General features: G+C 45.3%; 19 protein-coding genes. 4 read left to right on the top strand and 15 right to left on the bottom strand.

The window, feature by feature from the left end; all coding sequences use genetic code 11:
- Positions 1 to 98 (top strand): IS3 family transposase (locus QOR82_RS09420; RefSeq protein ID WP_326521492.1); only part of this gene is annotated, 98 nt, incomplete at its 5' end.
- 63 nt (positions 99 to 161) lie between these two features.
- Here QOR82_RS09420 and QOR82_RS07460 read toward each other — a convergent pair.
- The 9 genes from QOR82_RS07460 to QOR82_RS07420 form a co-directional block, all read right to left on the bottom strand.
- A complete protein-coding gene (locus tag QOR82_RS07460; protein WP_283584150.1) occupies positions 162 to 383 on the bottom strand; it encodes a helix-turn-helix domain-containing protein in 222 nt (73 codons plus the stop codon).
- A 148-nt stretch (positions 384 to 531) separates the two neighbouring features.
- The gene (locus tag QOR82_RS07455; RefSeq protein WP_283584149.1) at positions 532 to 669 is read right to left on the bottom strand and encodes a hypothetical protein; all 138 of its coding nucleotides are present in this window, start codon (positions 667 to 669) and stop codon (positions 532 to 534) included.
- Positions 670 to 1,016: 347 nt separating this feature from the next.
- Positions 1,017 to 1,835, bottom strand: a complete 819-nt coding sequence (locus QOR82_RS07450; RefSeq protein ID WP_283584148.1) for a Cof-type HAD-IIB family hydrolase — start codon at positions 1,833 to 1,835, stop codon at positions 1,017 to 1,019.
- A 67-nt stretch (positions 1,836 to 1,902) separates the two neighbouring features.
- Positions 1,903 to 2,328: a PAS domain-containing protein gene (locus tag QOR82_RS07445; RefSeq protein ID WP_283584147.1), complete on the bottom strand. Its 426-nt coding sequence runs from the start codon at positions 2,326 to 2,328 to the stop codon at positions 1,903 to 1,905.
- Between the two features lie 7 nt (positions 2,329 to 2,335).
- Complete coding sequence (locus QOR82_RS07440; protein ID WP_283584146.1) at positions 2,336 to 3,253, bottom strand: L-lactate dehydrogenase; 918 nt, start codon at positions 3,251 to 3,253, stop codon at positions 2,336 to 2,338.
- 134 nt (positions 3,254 to 3,387) lie between these two features.
- Positions 3,388 to 4,257, bottom strand: coding sequence for an alpha/beta hydrolase (locus QOR82_RS07435; RefSeq protein WP_283584145.1), 870 nt, complete (start codon positions 4,255 to 4,257; stop codon positions 3,388 to 3,390).
- Between the two features lie 48 nt (positions 4,258 to 4,305).
- Positions 4,306 to 4,815: a flavodoxin gene (locus QOR82_RS07430; RefSeq protein WP_283584144.1), complete on the bottom strand. Its 510-nt coding sequence runs from the start codon at positions 4,813 to 4,815 to the stop codon at positions 4,306 to 4,308.
- Positions 4,816 to 4,947: 132 nt separating this feature from the next.
- The gene (locus QOR82_RS07425) at positions 4,948 to 5,577 is read right to left on the bottom strand and encodes a flavodoxin (RefSeq protein ID WP_283584151.1); all 630 of its coding nucleotides are present in this window, start codon (positions 5,575 to 5,577) and stop codon (positions 4,948 to 4,950) included.
- 160 nt (positions 5,578 to 5,737) lie between these two features.
- Positions 5,738 to 6,661: a peptidoglycan recognition protein family protein gene (locus QOR82_RS07420; RefSeq protein ID WP_283584143.1), complete on the bottom strand. Its 924-nt coding sequence runs from the start codon at positions 6,659 to 6,661 to the stop codon at positions 5,738 to 5,740.
- 103 nt (positions 6,662 to 6,764) lie between these two features.
- Here QOR82_RS07420 and QOR82_RS07415 point away from each other — a divergent pair, with 103 nt between their 5' ends.
- Positions 6,765 to 7,658, top strand: coding sequence for an alpha/beta hydrolase (locus QOR82_RS07415; RefSeq protein ID WP_283584142.1), 894 nt, complete (start codon positions 6,765 to 6,767; stop codon positions 7,656 to 7,658).
- Between the two features lie 35 nt (positions 7,659 to 7,693).
- Here the strand turns inward: QOR82_RS07415 and QOR82_RS07410 are convergent, their stop codons facing one another.
- A complete protein-coding gene (locus QOR82_RS07410; RefSeq protein ID WP_283584141.1) occupies positions 7,694 to 8,623 on the bottom strand; it encodes a LacI family DNA-binding transcriptional regulator in 930 nt (309 codons plus the stop codon).
- 311 nt (positions 8,624 to 8,934) lie between these two features.
- Here QOR82_RS07410 and QOR82_RS07405 point away from each other — a divergent pair, with 311 nt between their 5' ends.
- Entirely contained in the window at positions 8,935 to 9,774 is an 840-nt protein-coding gene (locus tag QOR82_RS07405) for a transporter substrate-binding domain-containing protein (protein WP_283584140.1), read from the top strand.
- A 98-nt stretch (positions 9,775 to 9,872) separates the two neighbouring features.
- Here QOR82_RS07405 and QOR82_RS07400 read toward each other — a convergent pair whose 3' ends face one another.
- From QOR82_RS07400 to QOR82_RS07380, 5 genes are all read right to left on the bottom strand, one after another.
- Positions 9,873 to 10,511: an NAD(P)H-binding protein gene (locus QOR82_RS07400; RefSeq protein ID WP_283584139.1), complete on the bottom strand. Its 639-nt coding sequence runs from the start codon at positions 10,509 to 10,511 to the stop codon at positions 9,873 to 9,875.
- Positions 10,512 to 10,556: 45 nt separating this feature from the next.
- Positions 10,557 to 10,682, bottom strand: coding sequence for a hypothetical protein (locus QOR82_RS07395; RefSeq protein WP_283584138.1), 126 nt, complete (start codon positions 10,680 to 10,682; stop codon positions 10,557 to 10,559).
- A gap of 111 nt (positions 10,683 to 10,793) precedes the next feature.
- Entirely contained in the window at positions 10,794 to 11,321 is a 528-nt protein-coding gene (locus QOR82_RS07390) for a hypothetical protein (protein ID WP_283584137.1), read from the bottom strand.
- On the bottom strand, positions 11,318 to 12,370 hold the full coding sequence (locus QOR82_RS07385) for a hypothetical protein (protein ID WP_283584136.1): 1,053 nt from the start codon (positions 12,368 to 12,370) through the stop codon (positions 11,318 to 11,320). The genes QOR82_RS07390 and QOR82_RS07385 overlap by 4 nt, the downstream gene beginning before the upstream one ends.
- Entirely contained in the window at positions 12,367 to 13,245 is an 879-nt protein-coding gene (locus QOR82_RS07380) for an exonuclease SbcC (protein ID WP_408612935.1), read from the bottom strand. The genes QOR82_RS07385 and QOR82_RS07380 overlap by 4 nt, the downstream gene beginning before the upstream one ends.
- Before the next feature lie 198 nt (positions 13,246 to 13,443).
- Here QOR82_RS07380 and QOR82_RS07375 point away from each other — a divergent pair, with 198 nt between their 5' ends.
- On the top strand, positions 13,444 to 13,575 hold the full coding sequence (locus QOR82_RS07375; RefSeq protein ID WP_283584134.1) for a hypothetical protein: 132 nt from the start codon (positions 13,444 to 13,446) through the stop codon (positions 13,573 to 13,575).
- Positions 13,576 to 13,707 lie beyond the last annotated feature (132 nt).

Raw genomic sequence — 13,707 nt, 5'->3', positions numbered from 1 at the left:
CAATTGAAGAATGGCTACATTTCTATAATGAACGGCGCATTCAAACAAAACTAGGCAACCAAACACCGTATCAATATAAACAGTGTCTAGTTGCCTAGAAAAAATATTTATTCAATTATCAAGCCAGAATATTTAACTTCCAACTTTTTGGGTACACGTCACTAGTGTTTATTTTGTTTTCTTGGATCTTTTACCCCGGTAATAGCTTCCATACCTGCGGTAGTAATAATCCACTGCTTACCGAACTTTCTTATTGATCCTTTAGGAAATTTATTAGGATTTTGTTGGTACGCCCTTCGTACATAATTCTCGGCATGTCCCCAAATTATAGATGCTTCTTTAGCGTCCATAATATCAGGGCTTGTTAAATCAATTGAACTCATAAGAACTTGGTAATGAACCGCACAACGATATCCAATGCAACCAGAACGCCAACCAACGCAATTAGTTTACTTCTTTTACTTTCTAGTTTTTTCATGGTAAATTTGAGTTGCACAAATAGGCAGGACCTTAGCCCTGTCGTTTGTAAGCCTAGCGTTTGTTAAGCAACTTGCTAATCATTTTTATAAAGTCATCAGTCAATTGAAGTCCTGATCCAATTGCTGTCCACTTTAAGATTCCAAGTTCCAACTTTTCAAGCTGGGCTTTTTTCTTTTTGTGCTTACTCATTATCTTCCCTCCCTTCACTTATTATGGTAGTACTATATCGTACCAAAGCCAAGCTATCAGGAAGGTTTTTATTAACAAAAACACTAAACGCCAAATGAGTCAAATGCTCTCCCAGCTTTTTTCAATGAGGCCTAAAAATTCCCCCTTAAACGTTGTTATTTCAACGTCGAAGGGGGAATATTTTTGCTCAAAAGCAGGCCACACAGACTCAACTCGATATCAAACTATTTGGTCGATCCGTTACTGCCCATTACCACGAGCAAAATTATGACTCTAATTGTGTGAGAATAACACTGAGGCCAACAATCCATGACACTCTCAAACAGATTAATGACTCGCGTATATAATTACATTTTCTTTTGTAAATAAGCTTCCAAAAGGTCGAGTACTCCATCATGATTGTTATCCTTCGGAGCCACCTGTCCGGCAGCTTGCTTAGCCGGTTGGCCGCCATTAGGCATTGCCCAACTGGTTCCTGCTAGCTTGAGCATTGTGACATCATTGCCACCATCCCCAAAAGCCAACAATTTGGCAGCACTCATCTTCCACTTCTTCAACAAGAAACGGAGGGCAAAAGCCTTGTCGACCCCCGGCACTGTCAAATCAACAGAACCGTTCCCGCTAGGCGTTGCCGCCAGGCGGTTACCAAAGCGGTTCTGGATAGCAGCTAATAACCTTCTAGTCTCCGCTTCATCGTTAACTGTAAAAGAGATTTGGAAAAAACGATCATCAGGCAGGACGTCAAAATTGTCAACCAGCGAATGTTTTGGAAAGTAAAATTTCATCACTTTCATCATTTCAGGTGACATTTGCCGGGAAAGATAACCTGCCTTTGTCCCAACCATTAGGGGAATTAAGTGAAGCTCATCAACCATGAAGGGGATCAGGGAGCGGACAACCGATGGCTCAATCGTCTTAGTCATCAGCGCTTGATCATCTTCGACGACGTAGGCACCATTTTCAGTAACAAAAGTTAAATGTCTAAAAGTTTCCGGGAAATACTGACGCAAGTTTTCATATTGGTCGCCACTTGCAACAATCACGTGAACATTACGATCTCGCAGTTGATATAAAATCCGCTCAAAACGCGCCTTATCATAGCTTTTATCGTCATGGGCAAAAGTGCCGTCCATGTCGAAAGCAATGGCTTGAAATGGTAAAGTCATAGATGTATTTCCTCCATTAATTGTCAAATCTATTCCCATCCTAGCACAGATCACGTCATTTCTTCACTTAGTGGCGAAACAGGACCTGTCGCAGATTATGCCACCAACTGCCCCGTTCCTGATGTCCAGAAACATCTTGCGTTACTTCGACACAGCCGAGATAGTTTCCGTTCTCATCGTGCAAAGCGTAAAAGGCGATATTGATCGGCCGATCATGATAATGGATGATCAGCGACAATTCACCGCGTTTCCCACCATGCATTTGATCTAGAACTTGCTGAACTCGCTTTTGGCTATGACCCGGATGAACCTCCAGGACATTCTTCCCCAGATCATCATCGGTCCGCTTAAATAGACGGTGCTTGTTAGCAGAAGACCAACGAACAATATCATGATCATCAATAAAATCAAATTCTTCGGGAATGGTTCTAAAAATGGCATTCAGTTCAGCCAGACTTAAACTGCCACCCGCTAAGTTAATCCTCTCTGCCATCGGCTCTTTAGTTCTTTCCCTGCGCTGCTTTTTCTTTAATCGTTTGTGCCGATTGATCCAGCTTGCTCTGTTCATCCGCCGTTAACTCTACTGGCTGAATTCGTTCAACACCATCTTTGCCGATAACAGCCGGGTAACCAATGTAGCAATCATATTGCTCCAGGAAGACAGAGGCAGGCATAAATTGATGCAAATCAGCGAAGACTGCCTGCACCATCTCTACCGCACAAGCTGCAATTGCAAAGCAAGTGTAACCCTTGCCTTCAATCACAACAAAGGCTCCGTCCCGCGCTGTTTTATCTAATTCATCCAAATTAGCCTTGCCATCGTCTGCCAACTTAGTCAAAGGCTGACCGTCAATTTTGACCGTCGACCAAGCCGTAAATTGAGAATTACCGTGTTCACCGAGAACAAAACCACTCACGTTTTGTGGTGCTTCACCGAAAACATGCCCTACTGCGCGTTGCATTCGCGCGGTGTCGAGGAAGGTTCCCGTGCCGAAAATACGATTGTGTGGCAATCCCGTTACTCCCTGGAGACGGTTGACAATCGCATCACACGGGTTGGAAATATTGATTAAAATGCCGTCAAAGCCAGATGCTTTAATCTTTTGACCAACCGTTTCGGCATTTTTCAAATTGATCGGCAATTCAGCAAAGCGATCGCCCGTTTTAGCAGTTGCCGCAACATCCCCAAAGCTTGTAATGACGATGTCGGCATCCTTCAGTTCTCCGTAATCATTCAGTTTGATTACAGCATTATTAGGAATGCGCGCAAAGGAGTCACTAAAGTCAAAGTACTCGGCCTGGGCCTTTTTCTCGTTGCTATCGATGAGGACCAATTCATCCACGAGCCCTCTCAGCAACAAATCGTGAGCCACCGTCGTCCCAACATTTCCTAAACCAATCACAGCAATTTTCCGCATCGTAAGTCCTCCTTAAAGCAATTATTATCTTCAACTTACTCCTTTATTATCAAGGGTTTTCATGACACTCGCAAGGCTTGACATGAAAAAACTCCTAAGTTGGTAGCTTAGGAGTTCATCGCTTATCGAAATAATTAGTTGGCATAATGCATTACAATACGACTGGTCGTCTGCGGACTGTGCGTTCCGGCAGGCAAGTGGTAATACTGCAAGCGATCATCGCTAAATGCTGGCAACCGATGCATAACACGAATTTGCGGCGTCATCGAAGCACTAGTACCATCATTGCGACCAACCCCGGCAAAAATATGAAAATCTAATTGCGGGTGCTCATGCGCAGTTTGGGCTAAGCGTTGCGCCGTTTGTTGCGGTGCACGGGCTCCCCCATCATTTTTAACGGTCCAGCTGTCACCCGCGATCGGCAAGTAGTCCGCAAAGTAAGGAAGCTGTGACTGGAAAACATACCAGGTCGTGATTGCTCCCATCGAAAAACCGCCAAATGCCCGGTGTTGGCGGGAAGCCTGCAATGCTTGGGCTGAAGTTCCCTTGGCAAAAGTGCGGTAATGACCTTCAACGGCGGGAACAAGATCTTGAATCAGTTCGTGCTGGGCAAAAGCCCGGTTTAAACTTTTATCTCGATAGTAGTTACTGCCAACAAAGTTACGGCTCGGGTAATAAGTCGGGAAAACGACAATCGACGGTTGGAGCTGCCCAGCAGCTATCTGCTTATCAAGCCGTTGTTGAAAGTGGCCGTCATTAAAGAACTCCCGGGGAGTTTCAGTTGAACCGTGCATCATATAAAGAACGTTGTAACGACGACTGCGTTCATAACCAGCCGGCAGGTAAACCAGCGCTGATTTCCGGTATTCCCGGTCCCGGTACTTCAGCCGGTAGTTAATGGTTTCAACTCGGGAACTATTCGCCTTGGCATTCTGTGAAAAAAACAAGATCACCACCATACTTCCAACGATAATTGAGATCAATTGAAGAATTCGTCTTGTCATCAGCATCCCCTCTTTCAAGATCAATACCAGTCAAGTGCGACCAGCAGCCTAACGATTGTTAACGAGACCATTAGTCTTGAGAAAGCGCCGCAGAGCCGCTTTATTATTGTCATATCTAAAGCCATTACGGATACTTGCTCCATCATCCCGAGCCAATTGCCGCATTGTCGGCATGGAGTCCCGCATCGGTGTACTCATACTAGTTGTAAAAGGAATAATCGTTTTGCCACTAAAATTATAGTCATCAAAGAGGGTGTGGATAACCATTGGTGGCTGAGCCCACCATGTCGGATAACCGATCAGCACCGTTTTGTACCGACTGAGATCGGGAATGTTACGCTGAATTGCTGGGTGAATGTTTTGCTTCCGTTCCCGGTTGGCAACCCGCGCCATTCGATCATAACCTGACGGGTATGGTTGGGCCCGACGCAGACGGACAATATCGGCTCCTGTATCTCGTTGGATTTGTTGGGCTGCCTGCTTGGTGGTTCCGGTCATTGAGAAGTAAATAATCAGGGTTCTACCAGCATTGTTGCTAGCGGCATGTGCTCTTTGCAAACCGTCTCCTCCTAAAACGACAAACAGGGCCGTTGCAAGTGATAAAAATAACTTTGTTAACCATGTTCTATTACCCATGTCAATCGCATCCCCATTTAATCTTTACTCGTCTACTTAATTAATTTTGGTCAACTAGCGATCCACGTTCCTGACAGATTCATCAACCCAATTTCCATCGACAACCAGAGGCTGCTGAATCTGAGCTGCGCCCGTGTACTCACGAAGCCAATCGACACTATCTCCTGCGCCGTAATCGCCTTCGGTCAAGAACGGGGCGATCACTTTATTTCGCAACTGTTGACCGTACGCCAACAAGAAGGCTTTCATCGGCTGACTCAGCGTCATTGCCAAAGTTTGATAACCGAGATAAACGGTCTCGTATTGGCTGAGATCTGGTAACGACATTTTCAGGCGCGGCGGTTGATTCGTACGGCGCTCCCGGTTTGCCCGATGCAAAGTTTGCTGGTAATTAGCCGGGTAAGGATGATCCAGGACAATCTCTAAAATGTCTGAACCCGTCCGCTTGGCAATTTGACTCGCCAGCAACTTAGTTGAACCGGAACGTGACCAGAAAATGACGATGCTCTTCGCATCCTTGGTCAACTTGCGAACCGGCTGTTGACCGGCATTAGTATCAGCACCGTCAGACGGAGTATTATAGCCATTTCCCCAGCTCCAGCCCTTCCGTTGCAGTTGATTAGCCTGGATATCATGACCATCAATGCTACCGACAACCGGTCCCAAATTATTTTTGTCTTTCATCACCTTTTTAACCTCCTTGTCGATTTCAATGGCCTCATTATATAAAGGTATGCTTTTCTTTAGAACAGTCATTTCCTTATAGTAGGATACACAATATGTATAGTGCCTGTAAAAAAGAACCTCCTGGACTAAGCAGGAGGTTCCACTTTATTCAATTGCCCTAATCAATGCGGTTATAGTAAGCCTGGACTAGCTGAATGAAATCATTCAGGTCGTAAGTCGTGGCGAATAGTTGATCCGCCGAAGTTTGCCAGTAGGCGTTCGGATCGCGATGATCCGTCCCGCCTAGGTAGGTTGATACCAGAGCGTGTGTCCAAACGGTTCCTGAACGATTAGCCCCGCCTGGAGTCAGAGCTAAACCATTATCCCGCAGGATACGGGCTGTGTAGTAAGCGGCGTTGGCCAGCTGCATAGCAAAAGAATGAGCGGTGTACTGGTGCGGCATCTCAAATTGCACATAGTAGGGATTGGCTGCTGGTCCTGCCCCCTGAGCCATGTCGTGCACATTGGCAATGTTCAAAATCTGTCTGGCGCCGATAAAAGTATGGACGAAAACCCCGCTGTTAGCATAATTTCGCTTCATATAATTATACTCACTGGCAACAGTTGTATTCTCCGTCCCCGTATCATGGACGATCACACCCCGGGGGTGATGCCATAAAGTCTGATAATGCTGCCGCGAAAACTGCGGGTCAATATCTTTTGTAATCGCTTGGTGGGGGTAGCCTTGTCGAGCGATGTAAGCATTAATCCGGTTAGCTTGCCCAAGTTGAAGCGTTTTTGCTAAGACGTAGTAATGGCCACCGCGAAGCTCGACCTGCGCGACGACCCGCTGTTTTCCAAAGCGCCCCATTAAATAATAGCGCTTGATGCGGATCGTCTGACCGGCCTTCGCCTGTCGCTGGCCCAGCATGAAATGGTTAGCTGAAACCCGCGTTTGCCGAGTCGTCATCGCCGTTTGCTTGACCGGGTAAGTCGCTACAATGTTCAACCGCCATCCGCCATAAATAAGGGCAGCACCGAAAACAATGATGAGGATAAAAACAAAACCTGGACGGAAGCGGCGCTGTTTTATTTTTTCCAAGTTGACGCCCCTTTCTAAATCGAGACAACAAGCCAGAGAATAATTGAGTTAGCCCCAGCTTCACTATTTTGAGCATTATACTATATAGGCAAAGGACGTGATAATGATGAATCAAAAAACAATGGCAAAATACCAGCAACTCCGTCAGACATGGAAAGCTAACGACGACAAGCGTGACGCGGGTCTAAATCCCCATCCGGCCGATGTACAACGGTTAGATAACATCAGCTATGGCAATCACGGTAAAGCCAACTTGCTCGACATCTATCGCCCCAGCGAATATTCAGGAAGATTACCGGTCATCATCAATGTGCACGGGGGTGGCTATTTCTATGGGAGCAAGGAAACCTACCAATTTTACGGTTTAATGATGGCCCAGGCTGGTTTTGCCTTCGTCAATTTCAACTACCAACTTGCTCCGGCGGTCCATTACCCGAGTGAAATCAACGAGGTCAACCAGGTCTTTCACTGGGTGGCCGCACATGGCGACCAGTATGATTTCGACCTAAAGAACGTCTTTATCGATGGTGATAGTGCCGGTGCTCAAATGGCCGAACAATACATCACCGCTTACACCAACCCCCATTACCGAAAATTATTACATTTCACCCAGCCACAGCTCACCTTACGTGCCGGATTGTTAAACTGCGGCTGTTACTTCTTAGAGCGGCAGCTCGCCCAGCCCAGCGTCATCGATGCCTACTTTACCCCCACTAGTCGGCAACAATACCATGACGCACTGCAGGTAGAAAATTATATTAGTTCAGACTTCTTACCCACTTTTGTAATGACCGCGACCAACGATCCACTTCGTGATACCGGGGTCCGTTTTGATCAGTTCTTGACTGATCGTCAAATTCCACATCGTTTTGCAGAATACGGGACAATTAAACACCCTCGTGGCCACGTTTTCCATATTAACCAGCAGGGCGATCCTGTCGCTTACCGTTGCAACCGCGCAGAAATCACCTTCCTGCGACAACACTGCCAAAAATAAGAACGCAAGGCAGCTCGTACAAAACCTAGCTCCCGTCAATCCCGCGGCAAGAATTTGGACGGAATTTCAATATTCACCTGGTGATTAGAAACAGCCGCCGCAAAGAGGCGCTGACCCAATTCATATAAATTCTCGTTAACGCTCGGAATATGAAGGAGCTTACCCGAAAGTTGGCTTTCGTGACTCACCACTAATGGTACTCTTTCTAACAGTAAGGGAAGTTTCATCAAGTAATATGCGGCCACATCATCACTATCGGCCAAAATGCAATCAAAGTTCCCACTAACCAGCTCATCGACTGCCTTGTAGGCATCTTGGTAAGAATTGACACCGCCAAAAGTTTTGTAATCGATCGTCGGCATCACTTTCAGCATCGAAGCCATCGCTTGGCGGTAAGTTGGGCTAGCTTGGGTATTGCGCGAAAATATTAATGCCAAATGACGTATCTGCTTTCTCTTGAGCCATTTAAAAAGTTCGCGAAAACCATTCTCCCGTCTAACGTAAACACTAGACAGACCGTATGCCGAGGCATCTTCCATGCAAATGATATTACCATACTTGCGATAACCAGCTATTTCTGCCAGCGGGGTTTGACGTGACGTGAAAATCAACGAATCAAAATCCTTGTCCCGCAGCTGATTTAAATACCTTTTTTCCAGCTTCGGATCATAAGCGGACGGCAACAAAACCATCTCTGCCTTTGCTGAAACTGCTGCGTCCATCAAGCCGCGGATCGTTTCCAAAAAATAGGCGTGCTCCACGTGCGGTACAACAACCCCGATTTTGTTAGTTGCGCCATTGCTTAGTGACCGTGCGATTGAGTTCGGGTGGTAGTCGAGTTCATCGATTGCCTGTTGAATAATCCGTTGCGCCGTTGCCGACACGTAACCAGAGGAGTTTAGGTAACGTGAAATTGTCGACTTCGCATAGCCCGTCTTTTTTGCAATATCGTTAATCGTCGCCATAACCTTTCTACACCCCTTCGTTAGCTAATTTTAGTGCTGGCAAATTGACCGCAACACTGTTTTCAATGTCAATATTAATCATGCTGTATCTTTTTTTCTAAAATAAATAGTGAAACCGATTCCATGTCAAGCTAATTTTTAAAATAGTTTGCCAAAGAGCATTTCATCCTAGCTAGGATGAAATTGTTATGCATCATTAAGTATATTAACCGCTTATAAGTGAAAAATAACGAATATTTATTGACTTTTGTGCATATAAGCGGTATTTTAAGATTACTTAAAAAAGTTCCAACTATTATGGAGGAAAAAATATGAAACACCTGAAGAATCATCATTTATTATTGCAAATCTCTTTGCTAGCGCTTGTCTGTCTGTTGACCATTACCGGATTGAGCGGCTGCGGCCATCATGATAATAGTGTTAGCAACATCAAAAAGAAGGGCACTCTGGTGATGGGTACCGCTGCCGAAGCCGACTACGCCCCCTTCGAATTTAGCATCGTTAAAAATAAGCATCAGGTGATCGTCGGCTATGATATTATGGTCGCTCAGAAGATTGCCAAACATCTCGGCGTCAAACTGAAGGTCCAAAACATGGAATTTGCTTCACTTTTCACTGAACTGCAAAACCATAAAGTTGACATGGCCTTAGCCGGGATTACCAAGACCAAGCAACGGGAAAAAGCCGTCGACTTTTCCAAGCCTTATTACAAGAGCAAGGATGTATTGATGGTTAGAAAAGCGGACGCCAACAAGTACAATCACCCGGCCGACGCCAATGGTAAGCAAATCGGCGTTGAAAAATCTTCCACCGAAGAAATGATTGCCAAGAAGGACCTGAAAGCTAAATTAGTAAATGAACAGCTTACCGCTTCCCTGGCTACGGACTTGAAGGCCGGCAAATTGGACGGGGTCGTCACTTCAGATACAGTTGCCGATAAGTACGTCGCCAAGTACCCAAACGATTATGCCATTGCCAAAGTGCATCTCAAGATGCCGGCTGAATTGCAGGATATTGACATTGCTTTACCAAAGAACCAACCGGCTTTGAAGAAAGAGGTTAACGAAGAAATCGTCCACTTGCAAAAGACGGGCCAATTGAAAAAGATGTTTAAGCAGGCCCAAAAGATTCAAAACGAAAACGACAAATAGAAAAAATCACTATAGGATCAACAAAAGAGGCAGCCGTGATTGACTGCCTCTTTTGTATATCTGTGAACTATCAACGGGGAGTGAGCATCGATACGAATTTAAACCCGACTAAGCGCGGTCGCAATCGGAGTCGTCCCTGCTCGCATCTTAATCACCTTGCCGACGGTATTATCATGTTCCAAAATTTCGGCCAAGGTCTCCGCAACATCTTCGATTGAATTTTCGCCATCCTGACCATCATCAATCGTAATCGTTCCTTGTCCAGCCGTTTCTTTTAGAACACTTGGTTGTAAAATCGTATAGTTCAGTTGGCTCTGCGCAACCAGGTAATTATCGGCAAAAAATTTGGCAATGTTGTAGTCCATAATGCCGCGTAAACTAGCCGTCGCTTCCCACTTTTCCGGTTCTAGCGCAAAGAGCGAACTCAGCATGATAAAACGTTTGATACCATCCTGCTCAGCCGCCTTTGCCAGCTTAACAGCGCCGAAAGCATCCGTTTGAAGCAGATCTTTCCCACGTGAACCGGCGGTAAAATAGATTGCCTGACTTCCTTCCACCAATTTTGCCAATGCAGCGACACTAGCATGCAAGTCAAGTTTGACTGGCGTCACGCCATCTTTTTTAGCTTGTTGTTCCGGATGACGCGACCCGGCCACGATTTGATGTCCATCGGCTAGCAAATCATCAATTAATTTGGTAGCCACGCGGCCGGTGGCACCAGCAATAAAGATCTTCATTCATTTCACTTCCCCATCGATTTAAGATGAGCTCAAACTCGGCCATTAATTGGCCTTCCGCTCGTCATTTATCCGGTGTGCATGTTTCCCCTGGCTAGCCATCGAGCCAAAATACCACTGACCCGCAGCCGACAAAATCAAGATCAATGCAACAATTATAATTGGTAACATCTAGCTCACTCCCCCGTTAGTCTTACTATAAGTTAGCATAACTCACTGGGGCAAAATTGCAATCAAATTGTAATAATTGCCATTAAACTTGAAACATTCTTAAACCTTTCATTAAATTTTTGTTTGTGACAATGCTACTGCACAATTCTCAACGGCGTGATCAGCAAAACCACAATCAATCAAAATTACCTTCAGCATCAGGTGCCAAGCGTGACGAAAGCTATCCTGGCTGTGGGTAAATTGAACGTCAGATAACAAACGTATTACCGTCAGGAATTGCTTGTTCAAGTCAACAGTCTTTTTCGCCGCATCCGCCCGTTCAATTCGCTGCCAACCAGCATCGTCCAACACCACTAGGTGCGTCCACTGACGCTTAGCAGCCCAGAGCAGCATCAAATTAAGACACTGACAGTAAGTCTTCAGCAAGCTTTTTGAATCGACCTGAACATCTTTTTGAAGTTGAGACCAACCAGCCAGCTGAGCACCCTGACTCCATTTAATAATGATAGCTGTCATAATATTGTCTTGGCGGCCGGACGCCCCCAGGAGAACAGCATTATCATCATCGGCTGCTGCATCTGCCCGCGCCCAATCGGCGTCGATGACTCGGTGAAGCATCTTGGTTACATCAAGTTTCATTCCTGCTCCCCACTTTCTTCAGACTCTGCCGTGTCCGCTGATGAATCATAATCAGTCTCTTTGCCAACCTGATCAGTTGTCGGCTCCTCGGCAGTCGCATTATTTGCTGCTTGCTCGGGAGTTGTCGGCAAAATCAACGGCAAAGACCGAACCGCCACGGCAGACCGATTTTGCAAGTACCACTGACGCACTAACGGGTAATGAAGAAGCAGATCAAAGAAACTGGTGTGTTCATCTGGATCCAGCACAACAAAAGACCACACTCGACTGTAATCACTCGGGTCCATTGAAATCTGCAATTTAACGCCTTCCAAGCGCAATTCGGCCCCATTGTTTTTCGGCAAATTCATCAACATGTAGTCAGTTTCGGCAGTCGCCACAAAAAGCCGGTCAATCATTGTCAGATCCAGATCCGGTTTAGCAATCTGATAGGAAACTTGCTTGCCGCTTTCGAGAATTCCTAAGTCAATGTGGAAATCAAGCTTCTTAGCCAGCAGCCGAGCAAAAGCAACCAGCGGTTTTACACTCTCGGCCAATTCCAAGTCGTTATGCTGACGTAATCCCTGAGCAATAAAGGAATTAACGAGAGCCCGGTTCGAAAAGCGCAACTCATTTTCTTTCAAATCCACAAAAAAGAGCAGTTCATCATTCGCCTGGTCAACAAAAAAGGCTCCATTATGGGCAGGATCATAGCGGAAACTAAAATTGTCGTTCCGTCCAAGAGAATCGAGAACGCCGCGCAGTTGGTGGCTGGCGTCATTTTCAATCACCGTCAATCCCTCAACACCATTTAATTGAAGCAAGCGATCCATCATCAGCAAAAAATAGTCAGCCGCTTGGTAATGTTGCGGATAGTGGACGAAGGGGTTGTTTAAATCAAGCTGAACTAGCTTGCGGGTGGCCTCCAGCAACTTTTCAGCATCCGAAGTTGTCACCAGCTGGTCCAGCAAGTCCACATAACGCTGACCAGTGGCTAGGCCCTGTTTAATTGAAGCGCTAAGCTCACTGACCCGGTCAACAGTTGCAGAGACAATCTTTTGGCTACTCATTCCTGGTCACCAGCTTTCTTTTCGTTATCCAACGATTGCAGATAGTTGGCGTACAAATTACGGTTAGCCAAAACAAAGTCATCAAAAGAGCCAAAGGTATCATTGATGCTCTTTTGTTCGTAGCTCAAAATTGTGTTCTCCTTAGACAGTTCCAAAACGGTTTTTTCGTTTGCCTTAATCGTTTCAGCAGCATTTTCGGTCTTTTTGTCGTCATCTTCCAGCTGAGCCAATTTGTCAACCAGGCTTTGACGAGTCTCTTTAGCACGGCTGGATTCAAAAAGTCCGCCACGGCTATTGGTATCCCGAAGTTGATCTTGAATGCTGTTCTTCTGTCGGGCTCGCTCTTCGGATTTGTCAATCAGATCTTGGAGGCGATCATCTTCATTCGATAACTCGGCAATTTTGGCGCTGTTATAACGTTTACCACTCTTGGCCAACTCAAAACTCTGCTCCAGCTTTTGGTATTCCTCTTTATTAAAAACAAAACGCAGATTTAAGACGTCTAACTCTCCAAAGAGCCGCCGATCCCACCAATTGCCGAAGTAAACCCGGAAATGACCCGTTTGATACTCTTCATAGTAGAAGAATGGGTAGGTGTGACCTAGATACTTAATCAATTTGCCGCTCAGGTAGTTACTTAATTGATCGGCTAGATCATCAACCAAGTTCATAACACCCTGGTCATTCGGCTGCTGTTCCCGGTGCTCAATTTCGGCGGCATAGCGTTGATTATCCAATAACTGATAAACCTGCTTATCGTCGTGAGCGTCCACTGCTGCTTTAAGTTCTTTAAGGTATTTAATTTTATTTGCAATTTGATGGTTAATCACTTGACTGATGTCTTGTGCACCATTTCCAACATTCGCCATTGCCAACGCTCCTTGAAATAGTCTTAGTTTTATCTTAGCAAATTTTCGAACAGAATAAACAATTCTCGGCGATAAGATTCTTTTTTCTTAAGAAATGGCTAAGCAAAGTTGCGTTTTAAAGAAAGAGAGTTATAATAAAGATGTTTAGATATTTCACATCTGTGGAGTACTTAAACCGCATTGGCGAAAAGAGGCGATAATTTTATGGCACAAAAGTTGAGTAAGCAAGAACGCAAGGAAATGGCTCGTAAGGCCATGGAAAAGCGTGGTAGCAAGAAGCCAGATGGCTCCGGTTTTGAAAAGATTGACGCTGACGCCAAGAAACTTTCTGAATAACAAGTGAACCAAGAATAAAAGCTTCCTCACATTTCTGCGAGGAAGCTTTTTTATATCTTGAGAATTTACAATTCAAGTGCAACATAAATTAAAAAAATAACCCATAACGGGTAGAATTAGTTTAATAACCAA

It is taken from the genome of Limosilactobacillus difficilis (genome assembly GCF_947387495.1).
Taxonomy (GTDB): domain Bacteria; phylum Bacillota; class Bacilli; order Lactobacillales; family Lactobacillaceae; genus Limosilactobacillus; species Limosilactobacillus difficilis.
Note: the sequence above shows the minus strand (reverse complement) of the source record. Positions and strands in the feature narration are given on the sequence as shown.

Bases quoted from the DNA above. Each gene is read 5' to 3' on its own strand.
- QOR82_RS07440 (WP_283584146.1), bottom strand. From the start codon at position 3,253: ATGCGGAAAATTGCTGTGATTGGTTTAGGAAATGTTGGGACGACGGTG.
- QOR82_RS07395 (WP_283584138.1), bottom strand. From the start codon at position 10,682: ATGTTACCAATTATAATTGTTGCATTGATCTTGATTTTGTCGGCTGCG.
- QOR82_RS07390 (WP_283584137.1), bottom strand. From the start codon at position 11,321: ATGAAACTTGATGTAACCAAGATGCTTCACCGAGTCATCGACGCCGAT.
- QOR82_RS07435 (WP_283584145.1), bottom strand. From the start codon at position 4,257: ATGACAAGACGAATTCTTCAATTGATCTCAATTATCGTTGGAAGTATG.
- QOR82_RS07445 (WP_283584147.1), bottom strand. From the start codon at position 2,328: ATGGCAGAGAGGATTAACTTAGCGGGTGGCAGTTTAAGTCTGGCTGAA.
- QOR82_RS07450 (WP_283584148.1), bottom strand. From the start codon at position 1,835: ATGACTTTACCATTTCAAGCCATTGCTTTCGACATGGACGGCACTTTT.
- QOR82_RS07405 (WP_283584140.1), top strand. From the start codon at position 8,935: ATGAAACACCTGAAGAATCATCATTTATTATTGCAAATCTCTTTGCTA.
- QOR82_RS07410 (WP_283584141.1), bottom strand. From the start codon at position 8,623: ATGGCGACGATTAACGATATTGCAAAAAAGACGGGCTATGCGAAGTCG.
- QOR82_RS07400 (WP_283584139.1), bottom strand. From the start codon at position 10,511: ATGAAGATCTTTATTGCTGGTGCCACCGGCCGCGTGGCTACCAAATTA.
- QOR82_RS07415 (WP_283584142.1), top strand. From the start codon at position 6,765: ATGATGAATCAAAAAACAATGGCAAAATACCAGCAACTCCGTCAGACA.
- QOR82_RS07385 (WP_283584136.1), bottom strand. From the start codon at position 12,370: ATGAGTAGCCAAAAGATTGTCTCTGCAACTGTTGACCGGGTCAGTGAG.
- QOR82_RS07460 (WP_283584150.1), bottom strand. From the start codon at position 383: ATGAGTTCAATTGATTTAACAAGCCCTGATATTATGGACGCTAAAGAA.
- QOR82_RS07455 (WP_283584149.1), bottom strand. From the start codon at position 669: ATGAGTAAGCACAAAAAGAAAAAAGCCCAGCTTGAAAAGTTGGAACTT.
- QOR82_RS07425 (WP_283584151.1), bottom strand. From the start codon at position 5,577: ATGAAAGACAAAAATAATTTGGGACCGGTTGTCGGTAGCATTGATGGT.
- QOR82_RS07375 (WP_283584134.1), top strand. From the start codon at position 13,444: ATGGCACAAAAGTTGAGTAAGCAAGAACGCAAGGAAATGGCTCGTAAG.